The following is a 13,354-nucleotide window of genomic DNA, read 5'->3' as shown; positions in this document are numbered from 1 at the left end:
GGGATCACCCCGGCCAGGTGAGACCGGCCCGGCTGTCCCGGCCGCGCTCACAGCAGGTGCAGGTCCCGGGCCCGCCGCACCGCCTCGCCCCGGCGGCGCGCGCCGAGCTTGCGGTTGATGTTCTTCAGGTGCGTCTTGACGGTGTTCACCGAGAGGTGGAGATCGGCCGCCACCTCGTCCGTGGACATCAGCTGCGCCACCCGTCGCAGGACGTCCCGCTCGCGCGCGCTGAGCGCCTCCACCACCAGCGGCGGCGCGTCCGCGGCCTCCGCCGGGGGCAGCGCGCCGGGCCGGGCCGTCCGGGGTGACCCGGCGGGCGCGCCCGGACGCTCCGGCACCAGCCCGCGCAGCCGGGGCCCGCACTCGCGGAACGGCAACCGCAGCCGGTCGGGCGCCGCGACCCGCAGGGCGGCGTCGACCGCCCGCCGTGCCGCGGCCGGGTCGCCCAGGGCGGCGGCCGCCTCCGCGCGGACGAGCAGGGCCCGGACGGCGAGCGCCGCGGCCTCCGGCGCAGCGGGCGGCAGCGCGTCCAGGCGGGCGAGCGCCGACCCGGCGTCGCCGCAGGCGAGCTCGGCCCGGGCCAGGGCGACCGCGCGGAGGCGGCTGCCGCCGCCTGGCGGCAGCGCATGCAGTGCCGCCATGGCTGCCCGGGGATCGCCGGCGGCCAGGTGCGCCGCACCGCGTGCCTCGGCGATCAGCTCCTCGGCCCACGGGGAGGGCCCGGCCGTCCGCACGGCGGCCTGCGCATCGGCGAGGACCCGGACCGCCACCCCGGATCGCCGCCGCGGGCCAGCACCAGTCGGCTGCGCAGCACGCCCAGCGCGACGACCGTCAGCCGGTCGCTGCGGGCCCCGGTCGCCGCGGCGGCCCGGGCCAGGCCGTCGCGGGCGGCGGCCAGGTCGTCGCGGTCCAGCGCCGTCCCGGCCAGCACGAGCCGGCCCATCGCTGTGGCGGTGGGCGGCAGTCCGCCGTGCTCGGCGGCGGCCGCGGCCTGTCCGGCCAGCGCCTCGGCCGGTCCGGGCGCGCCGCCGACCAGGGCGATGAGCGCCAGCCGGCCCAGCGCCTCGTGCCGGACGGCCGCCAGCGCCCGGCCCTCGGCGGCCCGGACGGCCGCGGCCAGCGCGTCCTCGGCCGCCGCCGTCCGGCCCGCCCACAGCCGGGCGGAGCCCAGCGCGTTCAGCCGCAGCGCGGGCAGTTCCGGACACTGGGCGAGCCGGTCCGCGGGCAGTTCCCGCTCCAGCCCCTCGGCGGTGCGGGACGCCTCCTCGGCCATCTCCGGGAGACCTGCCGGGCCGGCCGCCAGCACGCGAAGGAACGCCGATGTCAGCCGACGTGCCCGGAGGTCGCCCCGGTCGGCCGCCGCGCCGGCGGCCGGCCGGTCGGCGCGGTCCAGGTGCCGCAGCGCCCGGACGGCGTCCCCGGCCCGGATGTGCCGCGCGGCCCGGACGAGCTCCACGGCCGGCCCCGACGCGCCGGGCGGCAGATCGGCGAGGACGGCCGCCCAGCGGTCTGCGGCCAGCCCGTGGAAGAGCTGGCCGACGGCGAGGTCGTCGACGAACCAGGACGCGGCCGGGCCCCAGTCGCCGGCCGCCGTGGCGTGCGGCAGGGCGTCCGCGACCCGCCCGTGGGCGTGCAGCCAGCGGGCGGCCCGCCGGTGCAGTTCCTCCTCGGCCCCGGGCCGCCGGGCCCGGAGGTTGACCCGGAGGATCTCCGCGAACAGCGGATGGAGGCGGTACCAGCCGTGGCCGAGCGGAGTGACGAAGGCGTTGGCCCGGTGCAGGTGCTCCAGGATCCCGGCGGCGTCCCGCCGGCCGGTGAGCGCGTCCGCCAGGCCGGGGTGGATCCGCTCCAGGATGCCGGCACTCAGCAGCAGGTCCTGGGTCTCCGCGGGCTGCGCCTCCAGCACCTCCGCCAGCAGGTAGTCGGCGATCGTGTTGTCCCCCGCCTCGAACTCCTTGAGGTAGGTGGCCGGATCGGCCGCCCGCTCGGCCGCGAGGGCGCACAGCCGCAGCCCCGCGGCCCAGCCCTCCGTCCGGTCGGTCAGCGCCCGTACCCCCTGCTCGGACACGCACAGCCCGTGCCGCCGCAGCAGGACGGCGGTCTCGTCCGGGGTGAACGCCAGCGCGGCCGCCCGGATCTCGGCGATCGCGCCGGCGGCGCGGTAGCGGTGCAGCGGGAGCAGCGGCTCGGTGCGGCTGATCAGCACCAGCCGCAGGCCGCCGGCCGCGTGCCGGAGCAGCCGGTCCAGCTCCTGCGCGACGGCGGGCGCGGTGATCCGCTCGAACTCGTCGAGCACCACGACGACCGGCGCCGTCCGGCCGCCGAGGTGTGCGGCCAGACGGGTGAGCAGCGAGTGGTCGACGGTGTCCGGGCGGACAGGGACGCCGAGGTCCTCCGGCAGCGCCGCGCCGCCCCGCCGCAGCGCCTCCAGCAGGTACGCCCAGAACACGCCCGGCGCGTTGTCCTCCTGCTCGGCCGTCAGCCAGGCCAGCGGCCCCGGCAGCCTCGCGGTGGCCGCCCAGCGCGCCACCAGCAGGGTCTTGCCCGCGCCCGCGGGCCCGTTCACCAGGACCAGCGGGTGCCGCAGGCCCTCGGACAGCCGGTCGGCCAGGCGCTGCCGGTCGACGAACGCGGCCGGGACGGCCGGCACCGCCACCCGGGCGGCGAGCAGCGGGTCGCCGCCGGGCAGCACCGGGGGCGGCGGTCCAGGGGGTGGCTGCGCAGCCGTCCCGGGGGCGGGGGAGCGGGCGGGGAGGCAGGCCGCTGGGGCCGTCCTGCTGGCATGGCGATCACCGCCGGACCTGAAAGGGCGTACGGGTGTGCGCCGTCCGTCCCCTCGATCGTCCCGACTTCCCGCGCGGGCGGCAAACGCCGCGGGCAGTGGCCGTCCCGCGGCGGTGCCGGGCGGCCCTGTCAGCCCGGCGGCGGTGGCGGCGGCGGGCCGGGCGGGTCGGAGCCCGGGGCGCTGCCGGACTGCCGGCGCATGCCCTCCTGCACGGCCCCGAGCAGGACCTTCGCGGCCACACCGATGAGCAGCAGGTCGCCGAGCATCTGCCCGGTGGTCAGCACCCGGGCCACCTCGCTGCGGGCCGTGATGTCGCCGAAGCCCACCGTGCTGAAGACGGTCACCGTGAAGTACAGCGCGTCCGTCCGGGTCATCTGCTCGCTGAAACTGCCCGACGAGGACCGCTCCAGCAGGTAGTACACCGTCGAGAACAGGAACAGGAAGAGCGGGATCGTGGTCAGCAGCGCCTCGGCGGCCCGCAGCCGGGGCCGTCTGGACCGCAGGATCTGGCGGACCTGCCAGGCCACCAGCAGCGTGATCCCGAGCAGGCCGAGCACCAGCCCGACCACGGTCTCGTCGCTGAAGGGCTGGTCCATCGGCACCAGGTAGTAGACGACACCGAGCCCGATCGCGCCGAGCAGCCCCCGTACGCTCATCAGCAGGCTCTCGCGGCGCCGGGACCGCCGGGACCTCCCGGACGGCCCGGACCGCGCGGCCGTGCTGCCCCCGGAACCCGTTCCGTCCGCCACCTGCGCCTCCGCGGCTCGACGATCCCTGACGGACGGGCCCGGTCCGACGGAGCCCCGCCCGGACCGCTTGCCCGGCAGGGGTCGGCCCTGGCCCACCCGCCGGTCCACCTTGCCCCGGCGCCCCGCACCGCGGCTCACCCCGCGCAGGTGATCCCGCCCCCGCGCGGCCCGGCCTATCGTGGCGGTGCGACCACCCCGACTCCGCGATGCGGCCACTGTCGGTCGCGCCTACGGTGGCGGTGGGACATCCCGAGCGCCGCGGCACGGCAGCGGCCGGCCGCGTCGGGACACCTCAGGACGGCAAGCGGGCCGTCGGAGGACCGACCCCGAGGAGGGGACGTGACCGACCAGAACGACGAACTCGCCGAGATGGGCCCGATCGACTACGTGATCATCGAGTTCCCCGGCAATGGCATGACGGGCGAGGGGCTTCCCCTGCTCGTCGACCTCGTGGACCGCGGCATCGTCCGGATCCTCGACCTGACCTTCGTCCGCAAGGACCTCGACGGGACGGTCACCGCGATGGAGATCGCCGACATGGACGGCGACGGCAAGCTCGACCTCGCGGTCTTCGAGGGCGTCGCCTCCGGCATGCTCGACGAGGGCGACCTCGCCGAGGCCGCCGCCGTCCTCGAACCCGGCAACTCCGCCGGTGTCATCGTCTACGAGAACCTCTGGGCCGCGCCGTTCGCCACCGCGCTGCGCCGCGGCGGCGCCCGGATGGTGGCCAGTGGCCGGATTCCGATGGATGCCGTCCTGGAGGCCCTGGAAGCCACCGAAACCGACGCCGTCTGACCGGCAGGTCCGGGACGGCCGACCAATGCAGGGAGCTGACCATGCCAGGTCTTCTTCGAGGGGTAGCACGCACCGCCGTGATCGCCGGGACGGCGACGTCGGTGTCCAACCGCGTCTCCCGACGCCAGGCCGGACGCTGGGCGGAGCAGGACGCCGCGCAGCAGGCCCAGGTCCAGGCCCAGGCCCCGCCGCCCCCGCCGCCGGCCCCGGCGGGCAGCAGCATGGACGACAAGCTCGCCCAGCTGAAGGACCTCGGTGCGCTCAAGGAGCAGGGGTGCTCACCGACGCCGAGTTCGAGGCCCAGAAGGCGCGCATCCTCGCCGGGTAGCACCCGACACCCGAACGCCCCGCCGCCTCCGGGTGGCGGGGCGTTCGGCCGTCCGGGGCACGCCGGCCGCCCATGAGAGGCCGGGCGCGGCATCCGGGTGGCGGCCGCGAACGGCTCCGCCCGGCGCCCGGTGATCGCGCGTAGCGTGGCGGCAGTGCGACGGAAATCCCTTCCGTCCCCACCGTTCGTGAGGTTGGGCGCATGAGCCTGAGCATTCGCAACCAGATTCCCGGCACCGTCACCTCGGTCACCAGCGGCGAGGCGATGGCGACCGTCCGGACCCGGCTGGCCGGCGGGCAGGAGATCACCTCGGCCATCACCGTCGACGCGGTGAAGGAACTCGGACTCGTCGAGGGCAGCGCCGTCCGCGTGATGGTGAAGTCCACCGAGGTGGCGCTCGCCACCGGCCCGGTGTCGGGTCTGAGCATCCGCAACCAGATCCTGGGCACGGTGACCGAGGTCGCCTCCGGCGCGGCGATGGCCGCCGTCAAGGTGTCCGTCGAGGGCGGTGAACTGACGGCGGCCATCACCCAGGACGCCGTGGCGGAGCTCGGCCTCGCGGCCGGCTCCACGGTGGTGGCGCTGATCAAGTCCACCGAGGTCTCGCTCGCCACGGCCTGACCCCTGGTCAGCATCCGGCCCGGCGCCCGCCCGTCAGGCCCGGGCGCCCCGCCGCCCACCGGCACGGCGCCGCCGGGCTCGAAGGCGCTGAGCGTCGGGTCGTGCTCCATGGCGCTGATGTCGTACATGGGTGCCATCCAGTGGAGGAAGTTGTCGCCGCGCCGGCGGAGCAGGTCGTAGAGCCGGCGGGTGAGGCGCCGCCGGTCATCGGTGCTGCCGGCGGCCGGGTACAGGTTCTGCGGCAGGTCCGGCCGTTCGCCGCGGGCGAGGGGCAGCAGGCTGCGGCTGGTCTCCTCCGGCAGGATGTCGAAGGTCCAGCGGTCGCAGTAGTTGTGTCGGACGGGCGGCTTGCCCTCGAAGGTCGCGGCGCTCGGCGACCCCAGACCGGTCCGCCCGGCGCCGAAGGTCTTCACCTGGCGGCGGGCGACGGCGCTCCGCTCCGCCATGGGGTGGCCGGCCGGGTGCGACTCGCTCGCGGAACCGATCACCTCGTGCCCCGCGTTGGCCGCGGCAACGTGCACGGCGCGCCGGGCGAAGTCGATGCCGAGCGCTCGCCCGGCGGCCGAGCTGAGGCTCAAACGCCGTCGACGATGCGGACGTCGCACTCGGCGCCGTCGGACAGGGCGAGCAGCCGTCCGCCTCCAGCCTCGACGGCAGGACCGGCCGGCTTGTCGTAGGTGGCCGGATTCTCCGGGTCGGAAACGGTGCGGCAGGCGCCGACCCAGTAGCCCTTGGCAGCCACGAGAACCTCAAGTGTTCGGAACGTGCGCCTCCGAGAACGCACGTCGAGAAGTGCCTGTCTGACGCCGGATTCACTGCTGCGAGCGAGCGTACCCCTGCGGCAACAGCGGCTCGATCCGTTCCCACAGGCCGTCTTCGACCTCCCAGGGCCGACGTGTGCTCTTTTCCGTCTCGGCTGTCCCGCACCTCCGGCAACCTCGACGATGTCTGGCACACACCCCATTCCCGCAGGTCGGACAGCCCACGTCCGATCCGGGCCCGTGGCGTCTCGACCGGCCGGCCGCACTGCCGGCCCCCGGCGCCGGTGCGGCGGCAACCACCGAGCCGTCAGCAGCCGGGCCGCCGACGAGGTCGTACAGCGCCGTGCACGGGAGTCGATGTTCACGGTGTCGCACCAGTACGCAATGGTCCGGCGGCGCACGATTGCTGATTGATCGTCATACTGCCCTGCCGGGGCCGTCGTCGGCCTCCGAGAGCGTTCTCCCGACGTTGGCCGTTCGTTCACGCTCCTCCTCCATCGCCGGTGCCCGGGTCGCCCGCACATTGCTGAAGGGTCCACGACAGGAACCACGGCACGGCTTCGCATCGACAGTTCTCGAGAAGGGGCATCCATGGCCGAGTTGACGCGACGACGGCTCCTCGGAGCGGCGGCGGGAGTGTTCGCCGGCGCCGCCGCGCTCTCGCTGCTGCCACCCAGCCTGCAGAAGGCCGTCGCGGCGGGCGCGCCCGCCGGCGGCTCGATGGACGACATCGAGCACGTCGTCCTGCTCATGCAGGAGAACCGGTCCTTCGACCACTACTTCGGCACGCTCTCCGGTGTCCGCGGCTTCAGCGACCCCAAGGCGCTGAAGCTCAGCACCGGTCGCTCGGTCTTCTACCAGCCCGACAAGCCGAACCCCAAGGGCTACCTGCTCCCGTTCCACCTCGACACCCACCGCTCCAGCGCCCAGGCCATTCCGTCCACCAGCCACGCCTGGTCCGTCCAGCACTCCGCCTGGAACAACGGGAAGATGGACAACTGGCTGCCGGCCCACCGCTCGGCCGACGGCGCCAACGGCCCCTACGTCATGGGCTACTACACGCGCGACGACATCCCGTTCCAGTTCGCGCTCGCGGAAACCTTCACCGTCTGCGACAACTACTTCTGCTCCGTCCTCGGCCCGACCTGGCCCAACCGGCTCTACTGGATGACCGGGACGATCGACCCGGGCGGCACCCAGGGCGGCCCGGTGATCAGCAACTCCGTGCCCCAGCCGTACCGGTGGAAGACCTACGCGGAGCGGCTGGAGGCCGCGGGCATCAGCTGGAAGGTCTACCAGCAGGACGACGACTACGGCTGCAACCTGCTGGAGCAGTTCCAGGCCTTCCACGATGCGCAGCCCGGCAGCCCGCTCTACGAGCGCGGCGTCCGGCCCCAGGCGGCCGGCACCTTCGAGGACGACGCCCGCAACGACCGGCTGCCCGCCGTCTCCTGGATCATCCCGACCAGCACCCAGTCCGAGCACCCGAAGTACCTGCCCGCCGCGGGAGCGGACTTCGTCGCGCAGAAGCTGGAGGCCATCGCGTCCAATCCCGCGGTCTGGGCGAAGACCGCGTTCATCCTCAACTACGACGAGAACGACGGCCTGTTCGACCACGTGCCGCCGCCGACCCCGCCGGCCGGCACCGCGGGCGAGTTCGTCCAGGGCCTGCCGATCGGCGGCGGCTTCCGCGTCCCCGCCATCGTCATCTCGCCCTGGACGGTGGGCGGCTGGGTGGCCAGTGAGGCGTTCGACCACACCTCCGTGCTGCAGTTCCTGGAGCGCTTCACCGGTGTGGTCGAACCCAACATCACCGCATGGCGGCGCAGCACCTTCGGCGACCTCACCTCGGCGTTCCGCTTCACCGACCAGGCCGGCTACCCGTCCGGCGTGCCGACCGACACCGCCGCCCAACTCGCCCGGGCCCAGCAGGAGGTGGCCGCCCTGCCCAAGCCCACGCTGCCCGGCGCCACCCAGAGCGTCCCGGCGCAGGAGCCCGGCACCCGGCCGCACACCTGAGCCGCGGGGCCCGGACGACGGGGCCGGCACCACCGCTCGTGACGTCGCGCAACAGCACCGTGAATTCCCCATGGTGAAGGGCCGGCCGGTCCTGTGGCCGGTCCTTCGGTGAACCTGCCTTCGCTGTCGCACATGACCCGGCCCGAGCCCGATTCCCGGCCCGAGCCCGGGGGCCGCTCACGCCCGGGGACGCGGCGACGCCGCCGGCCCGCGCCCCGTGGTGGGGGTGCGGGCCGGCGGCGTGACACCTGCCGTGGGCCGGGTGGGCCGGGCCGGTGGTGCTGTGGTGTTGTGGGGTGGTGCGGGTCAGCGGGTGAGGCCGGCCTTGACGGAGCAGACGGGCCAGGCGCCGGGGCCCTGGGCGGCGAGGACCTTCTCGGCGACGGCGATCTGCTGGGCCTTGGTGGCCTGGTGGGCGTTGGCGGCGTAGGCGTGGCCGCCGAAGGCGCCCCAGGTCTTGGCGGTGAACTGCAGGCCGCCGTAGAAGCCGTTGCCGGAGTTGACGGCCCAGTTGCCGGTGGACTCGCACTGGGCGACCTTGTCCCAGGTGGAGACGGGGGCGGCGGAGGCCGTGGTGGCCGTGACGAGGCCGGCCACCGGGAGGACGGCCAGCGCGCCGCCCATCAGTGCCATCCGGACGCGCTTGCTGCGCTTGGTCGCGGTGGCGGTGGTGGCAGCGGTGGTCTCGTGACGGAAGGTCATGCGGTTCCTCTCGGCTGGTCCCGGGGGTCCCGGGCAGGCGGGCGCCGTTCGGCGGTGCCTTGCGTTCGTGGGGTGCGGGGGCGCTTCACGGCCCGGGCGTTCGGGCCGGTGGCCTCGCCGCACTGCTTTCGAAGGTAGGCAACCCGGGGGGCGGTGACAAGGAATCGGGTGTAGGCGCAGGTCAGCCGGACGTTACCGGGAGTACTGCGGACATTTCGGGCTTGCGGTTGAGCGGGCGACCACGGCCGGCGGGGGCCCGCTGTGGCGGCCGTCACCCGCCGCGGGCCGTGACGCCGGGCACATGGTCGACGCCCGGTGAACCCCCACGCACACCGAGCGAGCGCAACCACCCCCACCCGGCGCCCCCGAATGGCACGCGTCACACACCCCGGCCCCACCACCCCGGGACCACCCCGCGGAGCCCCGGATCAGGGCTCCGCCAGGAAGCGGGCGAGCAGCAGCCCCACCGGCGGCACCGCGCACAGCGCCACCAGCACTCCCTGCGGTCCGTACCCGTTCGCCACCAGCCCGAGCGCCGGCGCCGCGAGGCCACCGATGCTGACCGCCAGGCCCAGGGTGACCCCGGCGGCGGTGCCGGGCCGGGTGGGCAGGTAGTCCTGCCCGAGCTTGACCAGCACGGCGAACGGCAGGTTCAGCACCACTCCGGTGGCCGCCGCGAACAGCAGGGGGAGGTACGGGCCCGGGGCCAGGCAGAGCCCCGTCAGCGCCGGCAGGCCCAATGCCGTCCCCAGCCGCACGGTGTGCACCGCGCCGATCCGGTCCGCGAGCCGCCCGCCGCCGAGCGTCCCCGCCACCCCGCCGCCGAGGAAGCAGGCCAGCGCCGTGCCGGCGAGGCCGCGGGAGGCGCCCAGGTCGCGCAGCCAGTACAGCTCGACGAAGGTGCTGACCCCGAAGAACACCACCGAACGGGCCACCTCCACGGCGGTGAGCACCAGGAACGGCGCCCAGCGGTCGGCACCCGACGGGACGGCCGCCGCCCGGGCGGCGGCCAGGGCCCGCTGGTGGTGCCGGTTGCGGACGAGTGCCCAGGACGCCAGCAGCGCGGGCGGCACGAACAGCACCGTTGCCCGCACGCCCCACGCCGCCAACGCAGGTGTCGCCAGGACGGGCGCCAGGAAGAACCCGACGCTGCCGCCGGCCGCGAACACGCTCATCGCCGTCGTACTGTCCCCGGCCGCCTCGCGCGCGGCCTTGCCCGCCGCCGGATGGAACATCGCCACCCCCAGCCCCGACAGCAGCACCAGCAGCCACACCAGTCCGTACGGTCCTGCCAGGCCGGACAGGCCGAGCCCGGCGCCTGCCAGGGCCAGCCCGGCCGCCGCGAGCCAGCCGAGCCGCAGCCGGTCCACGGCCAGGCCGATGAACGGCTGCGGGACGGCGCTGCCCAGCGTGGCTGCCAGGGTGAGCCCGCCCGCGGCCACGTAGCCGTACCCGCGCTCCAGGACGAAGAACGGCACCACGGCCGGGACGAGGCCCTGGTAGAGGTCATCGACGGCGTGGGCGAGGCCCCACAGCCGCATCCGGCGCCACACCCCCGGCTCCTCGCGGCGCTCCCCGCGCCCCAGCCGTGCTTCTTCCTGCTGACGCCGGCGCTGTCGTGTGTCGGCCATGCCCCGCCCTCCCGGTCCGGTCTTCACTGCCGCCGACCAGCCTGGCGGCGACCGGGGACGAGGGCTTCCGATATTCTGACAAGTTGTGTCGACAACCCGCCAACACCTCACCGGCCCCACCCGCGTGCCGCTGGCCGACCGGGAGCGGATCGACTGGCACCACCACGACGCCAACCAGCTGGTCTGTCCCGGCAGCGGCGTCCTGGAGGTCTCCACCGACCGCGGCTCGTGGGTCGTGCCGCCGCACCGTGCGGTCTGGATCCCGGCGGGCGTGCCGCACGCCCACCGCGCCCACGGGCCGAGCGAGCTGCGCTGCCTGGTCTACCCGGCCGCGGTGAACCCGCTGGCCCTGGACCGGCCCACCGTCCTCGCCGCCACCGCGCTGCTGCACCAGGTGGTGGACGTGCTGAGCGGGCCGCACCCGCCGGACGGCGAGCGGCGCCGGCGCCTGGAGGAGGTCGCCCTCGACGAACTCACGACGACCCCGGCACTCGACCGCTGGCTGCCCGCGCCGCAGGACCCGCGGCTGTGCGACGTGGCGGCGCTGCTCGCGGCGGATCCGGCCGATCCGCGCACCCTGGCGCAGCTCGGCGCCGCCGTCGGGGCGTCCGAGCGGACCCTCAGCCGGCTGTTCCGACGGGAGACGGCGATGAGCTTCCCGCAGTGGCGGGCCCAGCTGCGGCTGCAGCGCGCGCTGACCCTGCTCGCGGGTGGCGACTCGGTGACGGCGGTCGCCGCCGCCTGCGGCTACGCCACCCCGAGCAGCTTCATCGAGGCGTTCCGCGGGGCGTTCGGCACCTCACCGGGCCGCTACCGCCGGGCCGAGGCCCCGCCGGCCTGAGGCCGGCCGGCGGGTGCGACGGCGGCGCCGGCACCGGGCCTGCCGCCGCGGTCGCACCCGTCGCACCCGTCGGCCCACCGGTCAGGGGCGGCCCTTGGGCGCCATCTCGGCGGTCAGGGCCGGGTCGGTGAGGGCGACCGGGGCGAGGATCTCGTCCATCGCCTTCAGCAGCCCGGCGTCCAGGCGCACCCCGGCGGCCTTGACGTTCTCCGCCACCTGCTCGGGCCGCGAGGCGCCGATGATCGCGGCGGAGACGTTGCGGTTCTGCAGCACCCACGCCACCGCCAGCTGGGCCAGGGACAGCCCGGCCTCGTCCGCCAGCGGCCGGAGCAGCTGCACCCGCTCCAGCACGTCCGGCCGCAGCCAGCGGGCGACGAAGTTCGCCCCGCCCTTGGAATCGGTGGCCCGTGAGCCGGCCGGCGGCTCCGCACCCGGCAGGTACTTGCCCGTGAGCACGCCCTGCGCGATCGGCGACCAGACGATCTGCCCGATGCCCAGCTCCTCGCAGGTCGGCACCACCTCGCCCTCGATGACCCGCCACAGCGCGCTGTACTGCGGCTGGCTGGAGACGAACGGAAGGCGCAGCTCACGCGCCAGGTCGTAGCCGGCCCTGATCTGCTCCGCCGTCCACTCGGACACCCCGATGTACAGCGCCTTGCCCGAGCGCACCACGTCGGCGAACGCCTCCATGGTCTCCTCCAGTGGGGTGCTGGGGTCGAACCGGTGCGCCTGGTAGACGTCCACGTAGTCGGTCTGCAGCCGGCGCAGCGAGCCGTCGATGGACTCCAGCACGTGCTTGCGACCGAGGCCGCGGTCGTTGCGGCCGGGACCGGTCGGCCAGAACACCTTGGTGAGGATCTCCAGGCCCTCCCGGCGCTCGCCCTTCAGCGCCCGGCCGAGCACGGACTCGGCCCTGGTCTCCGCGTACACGTCGGCGGTGTCGAAGGTGGTGATCCCCGCGTCGAGGGCGGCCCGGATGCAGGCCGCCGCCGCGTCCTCCTCGACCTGCGAGCCGTGGGTGAGCCAGTTGCCGTACGCGATCTCGCTGATGACCAGGCCGCTGCGGCCCAGGTGGCGGAACTCCATGGCGGATCCTCTCTCTGTCGGTGTCGGTCCGATCATGCCTGCCCGGCCGGCGCCCCGTGGGCGGAAATCGCCGTGCGGCCGCCCGGCTCGGGCGCCTAGAGTCGGCCGGATGAGTACCCGCGACTTCCGGATCACCGTCCGCGGCGTCTTCGACGCCCTCACCGAGGCGCAGCGCGCCGAACTGCTCTCCCGTGCCGCTGACCACGACGTGCTGCACGCCGCCTTCACCCCCGAGGGGCACCTCAGCTACGACCTGGCGGCCCGGGCCGCCTTCACCTTCCGCTTCGCCGACACCGGTGAGGCCGAGGAGGACATCGTCGCCGCCGCGACGCGGGCGGAGGCCGCTGCCGAGGCCTGGCTGGGCGAGCGCGGGTACGGCTTCAAGAAGCTGCGCTCCCAGGCCGAGGACCTGTCCCAGGCCGCTCTCGGCAAGCGGCAGCGGCGCGAGGCCGCCCGGTCGCTCTGAGCGTTCCGCGGCACCGCCGCCGCCCCCCGTGGCGACGGACGGATCCGCGATCCGGGAGGTTTGGCCGCCGGGGGAGGGGTCAGACGGACGGCAGGCAGGGACGCGGCCCCGGAGGCAACCCCCTCCCGCCGTCCGCGGCCTCCCCTGCCGGGCCAGGCCCCGGCCGCCGTGACACCCCCTCCGGCGACCGGGGCCGCCCTCACCCCGGGCGTCCGGACGAAGGCTCAGGCGGGCGAGGTCGCGAACAGTTCCAAGTGCCCGCACCGCGAACAGCGGTAGGCGTCGATCTGCCAGCGGGGCTTGCCCATTCGGCGCGCCCCGCCGAAGATCCCGCGCTCGATCGGGCCGGGTATCCAGCGGGCGTACCCGCGGGAGCCCTCGCCCGAGTCCTCGACGAAACCGGTCTCCAGGCCGATCAGACCGCACTGACTGCACTTCAGGTTCTCCACGCGGCGAGTCTAGAGCGACCGCCCCGGGCCGCCTCTCCTGCTGCGGTCCCGACTGCTTCCCTCCTCCCCCCGCGGGTTGCCATCGACTGCTCCCCAGCCTGGACCGACCTCGCCGCCGCGA

General features: G+C 75.2%; 13 protein-coding genes and 1 pseudogene. 6 read left to right on the top strand and 8 right to left on the bottom strand.

The genetic code is table 11. The annotated features are described in order from the left end of the window. Positions 1–47 precede the first annotated feature (47 nt). From ABEB13_RS04905 to ABEB13_RS04895, 3 genes are all read right to left on the bottom strand, one after another. Positions 48–770 (bottom strand): helix-turn-helix transcriptional regulator, encoded by a 723-nt coding sequence (locus ABEB13_RS04905; protein ID WP_345704448.1) that lies wholly within the window; start codon positions 768–770, stop codon positions 48–50. Then, positions 695–2,692: a winged helix-turn-helix domain-containing protein gene (locus tag ABEB13_RS04900; RefSeq protein WP_345704447.1), complete on the bottom strand. Its 1,998-nt coding sequence runs from the start codon at positions 2,690–2,692 to the stop codon at positions 695–697. The genes ABEB13_RS04905 and ABEB13_RS04900 overlap by 76 nt, the downstream gene beginning before the upstream one ends. A gap of 221 nt (positions 2,693–2,913) precedes the next feature. Continuing rightward, on the bottom strand, positions 2,914–3,441 hold the full coding sequence (locus ABEB13_RS04895; protein ID WP_345704446.1) for a potassium channel family protein: 528 nt from the start codon (positions 3,439–3,441) through the stop codon (positions 2,914–2,916). A 462-nt stretch (positions 3,442–3,903) separates the two neighbouring features. Here ABEB13_RS04895 and ABEB13_RS04890 point away from each other — a divergent pair, with 462 nt between their 5' ends. The 3 genes and pseudogenes from ABEB13_RS04890 (at position 3,904) to ABEB13_RS04880 (ending at position 5,278) form a co-directional block, all read left to right on the top strand. Continuing rightward, on the top strand, positions 3,904–4,329 hold the full coding sequence (locus ABEB13_RS04890; protein WP_345709538.1) for a DUF6325 family protein: 426 nt from the start codon (positions 3,904–3,906) through the stop codon (positions 4,327–4,329). Positions 4,330–4,370: 41 nt separating this feature from the next. Further along, positions 4,371–4,657: pseudogene (locus tag ABEB13_RS04885) on the top strand (SHOCT domain-containing protein). A gap of 201 nt (positions 4,658–4,858) precedes the next feature. Then, positions 4,859–5,278 carry a TOBE domain-containing protein gene (locus tag ABEB13_RS04880; protein WP_345704445.1) on the top strand — a complete coding sequence of 140 codons (420 nt, stop codon included), beginning with the start codon at positions 4,859–4,861 and terminating at the stop codon, positions 5,276–5,278. 574 nt (positions 5,279–5,852) lie between these two features. Here the strand turns inward: ABEB13_RS04880 and ABEB13_RS04875 are convergent. Beyond that, positions 5,853–6,020, bottom strand: a complete 168-nt coding sequence (locus ABEB13_RS04875) for a DUF1330 domain-containing protein (RefSeq protein WP_345704444.1) — start codon at positions 6,018–6,020, stop codon at positions 5,853–5,855. Between the two features lie 610 nt (positions 6,021–6,630). Here ABEB13_RS04875 and ABEB13_RS04870 point away from each other — a divergent pair. Next, positions 6,631–8,058 carry an alkaline phosphatase family protein gene (locus ABEB13_RS04870; RefSeq protein ID WP_345704443.1) on the top strand — a complete coding sequence of 476 codons (1,428 nt, stop codon included), beginning with the start codon at positions 6,631–6,633 and terminating at the stop codon, positions 8,056–8,058. A 306-nt stretch (positions 8,059–8,364) separates the two neighbouring features. On the opposite strand, the gene ABEB13_RS04865 is transcribed toward ABEB13_RS04870, so the two are convergent. Further along, positions 8,365–8,760, bottom strand: coding sequence for a transglycosylase family protein (locus ABEB13_RS04865; protein ID WP_380233449.1), 396 nt, complete (start codon positions 8,758–8,760; stop codon positions 8,365–8,367). 428 nt (positions 8,761–9,188) lie between these two features. Beyond that, a complete protein-coding gene (locus tag ABEB13_RS04860) occupies positions 9,189–10,391 on the bottom strand; it encodes an MFS transporter (RefSeq protein WP_345704442.1) in 1,203 nt (400 codons plus the stop codon). Between the two features lie 85 nt (positions 10,392–10,476). Here ABEB13_RS04860 and ABEB13_RS04855 point away from each other — a divergent pair, with 85 nt between their 5' ends. Then, a complete protein-coding gene (locus tag ABEB13_RS04855) occupies positions 10,477–11,232 on the top strand; it encodes a helix-turn-helix domain-containing protein (RefSeq protein ID WP_345704441.1) in 756 nt (251 codons plus the stop codon). Positions 11,233–11,313: 81 nt separating this feature from the next. Here the strand turns inward: ABEB13_RS04855 and ABEB13_RS04850 are convergent, their stop codons facing one another. Continuing rightward, on the bottom strand, positions 11,314–12,318 hold the full coding sequence (locus tag ABEB13_RS04850) for an aldo/keto reductase family protein (protein WP_345704440.1): 1,005 nt from the start codon (positions 12,316–12,318) through the stop codon (positions 11,314–11,316). Between the two features lie 109 nt (positions 12,319–12,427). Here ABEB13_RS04850 and ABEB13_RS04845 point away from each other — a divergent pair, with 109 nt between their 5' ends. Beyond that, on the top strand, positions 12,428–12,784 hold the full coding sequence (locus ABEB13_RS04845) for a DUF6204 family protein (protein WP_345704439.1): 357 nt from the start codon (positions 12,428–12,430) through the stop codon (positions 12,782–12,784). A gap of 224 nt (positions 12,785–13,008) precedes the next feature. Here ABEB13_RS04845 and ABEB13_RS04840 read toward each other — a convergent pair whose 3' ends face one another. After that, on the bottom strand, positions 13,009–13,233 hold the full coding sequence (locus ABEB13_RS04840; RefSeq protein WP_345704438.1) for a hypothetical protein: 225 nt from the start codon (positions 13,231–13,233) through the stop codon (positions 13,009–13,011). Positions 13,234–13,354 lie beyond the last annotated feature (121 nt).

Source organism: Kitasatospora paranensis, from assembly GCF_039544005.1.
Classification (GTDB): Bacteria; Actinomycetota; Actinomycetes; order Streptomycetales; family Streptomycetaceae; genus Kitasatospora; species Kitasatospora paranensis.
The sequence above is the reverse complement of the archived record's forward strand: the minus strand, read 5'-3'. Positions and strand labels throughout refer to the sequence as shown.

Coding starts and splice junctions, on each gene's coding strand:
- ABEB13_RS04845 (WP_345704439.1), top strand. CDS start 12,428: ATGAGTACCCGCGACTTCCGGATCACCGTCCGCGGCGTCTTCGACGCC.
- ABEB13_RS04890 (WP_345709538.1), top strand. CDS start 3,904: ATGGGCCCGATCGACTACGTGATCATCGAGTTCCCCGGCAATGGCATG.
- ABEB13_RS04865 (WP_380233449.1), bottom strand. CDS start 8,760: ATGACCTTCCGTCACGAGACCACCGCTGCCACCACCGCCACCGCGACC.
- ABEB13_RS04895 (WP_345704446.1), bottom strand. CDS start 3,441: ATGAGCGTACGGGGGCTGCTCGGCGCGATCGGGCTCGGTGTCGTCTAC.
- ABEB13_RS04880 (WP_345704445.1), top strand. CDS start 4,859: ATGAGCCTGAGCATTCGCAACCAGATTCCCGGCACCGTCACCTCGGTC.
- ABEB13_RS04870 (WP_345704443.1), top strand. CDS start 6,631: ATGGCCGAGTTGACGCGACGACGGCTCCTCGGAGCGGCGGCGGGAGTG.
- ABEB13_RS04860 (WP_345704442.1), bottom strand. CDS start 10,391: ATGGCCGACACACGACAGCGCCGGCGTCAGCAGGAAGAAGCACGGCTG.
- ABEB13_RS04850 (WP_345704440.1), bottom strand. CDS start 12,318: ATGGAGTTCCGCCACCTGGGCCGCAGCGGCCTGGTCATCAGCGAGATC.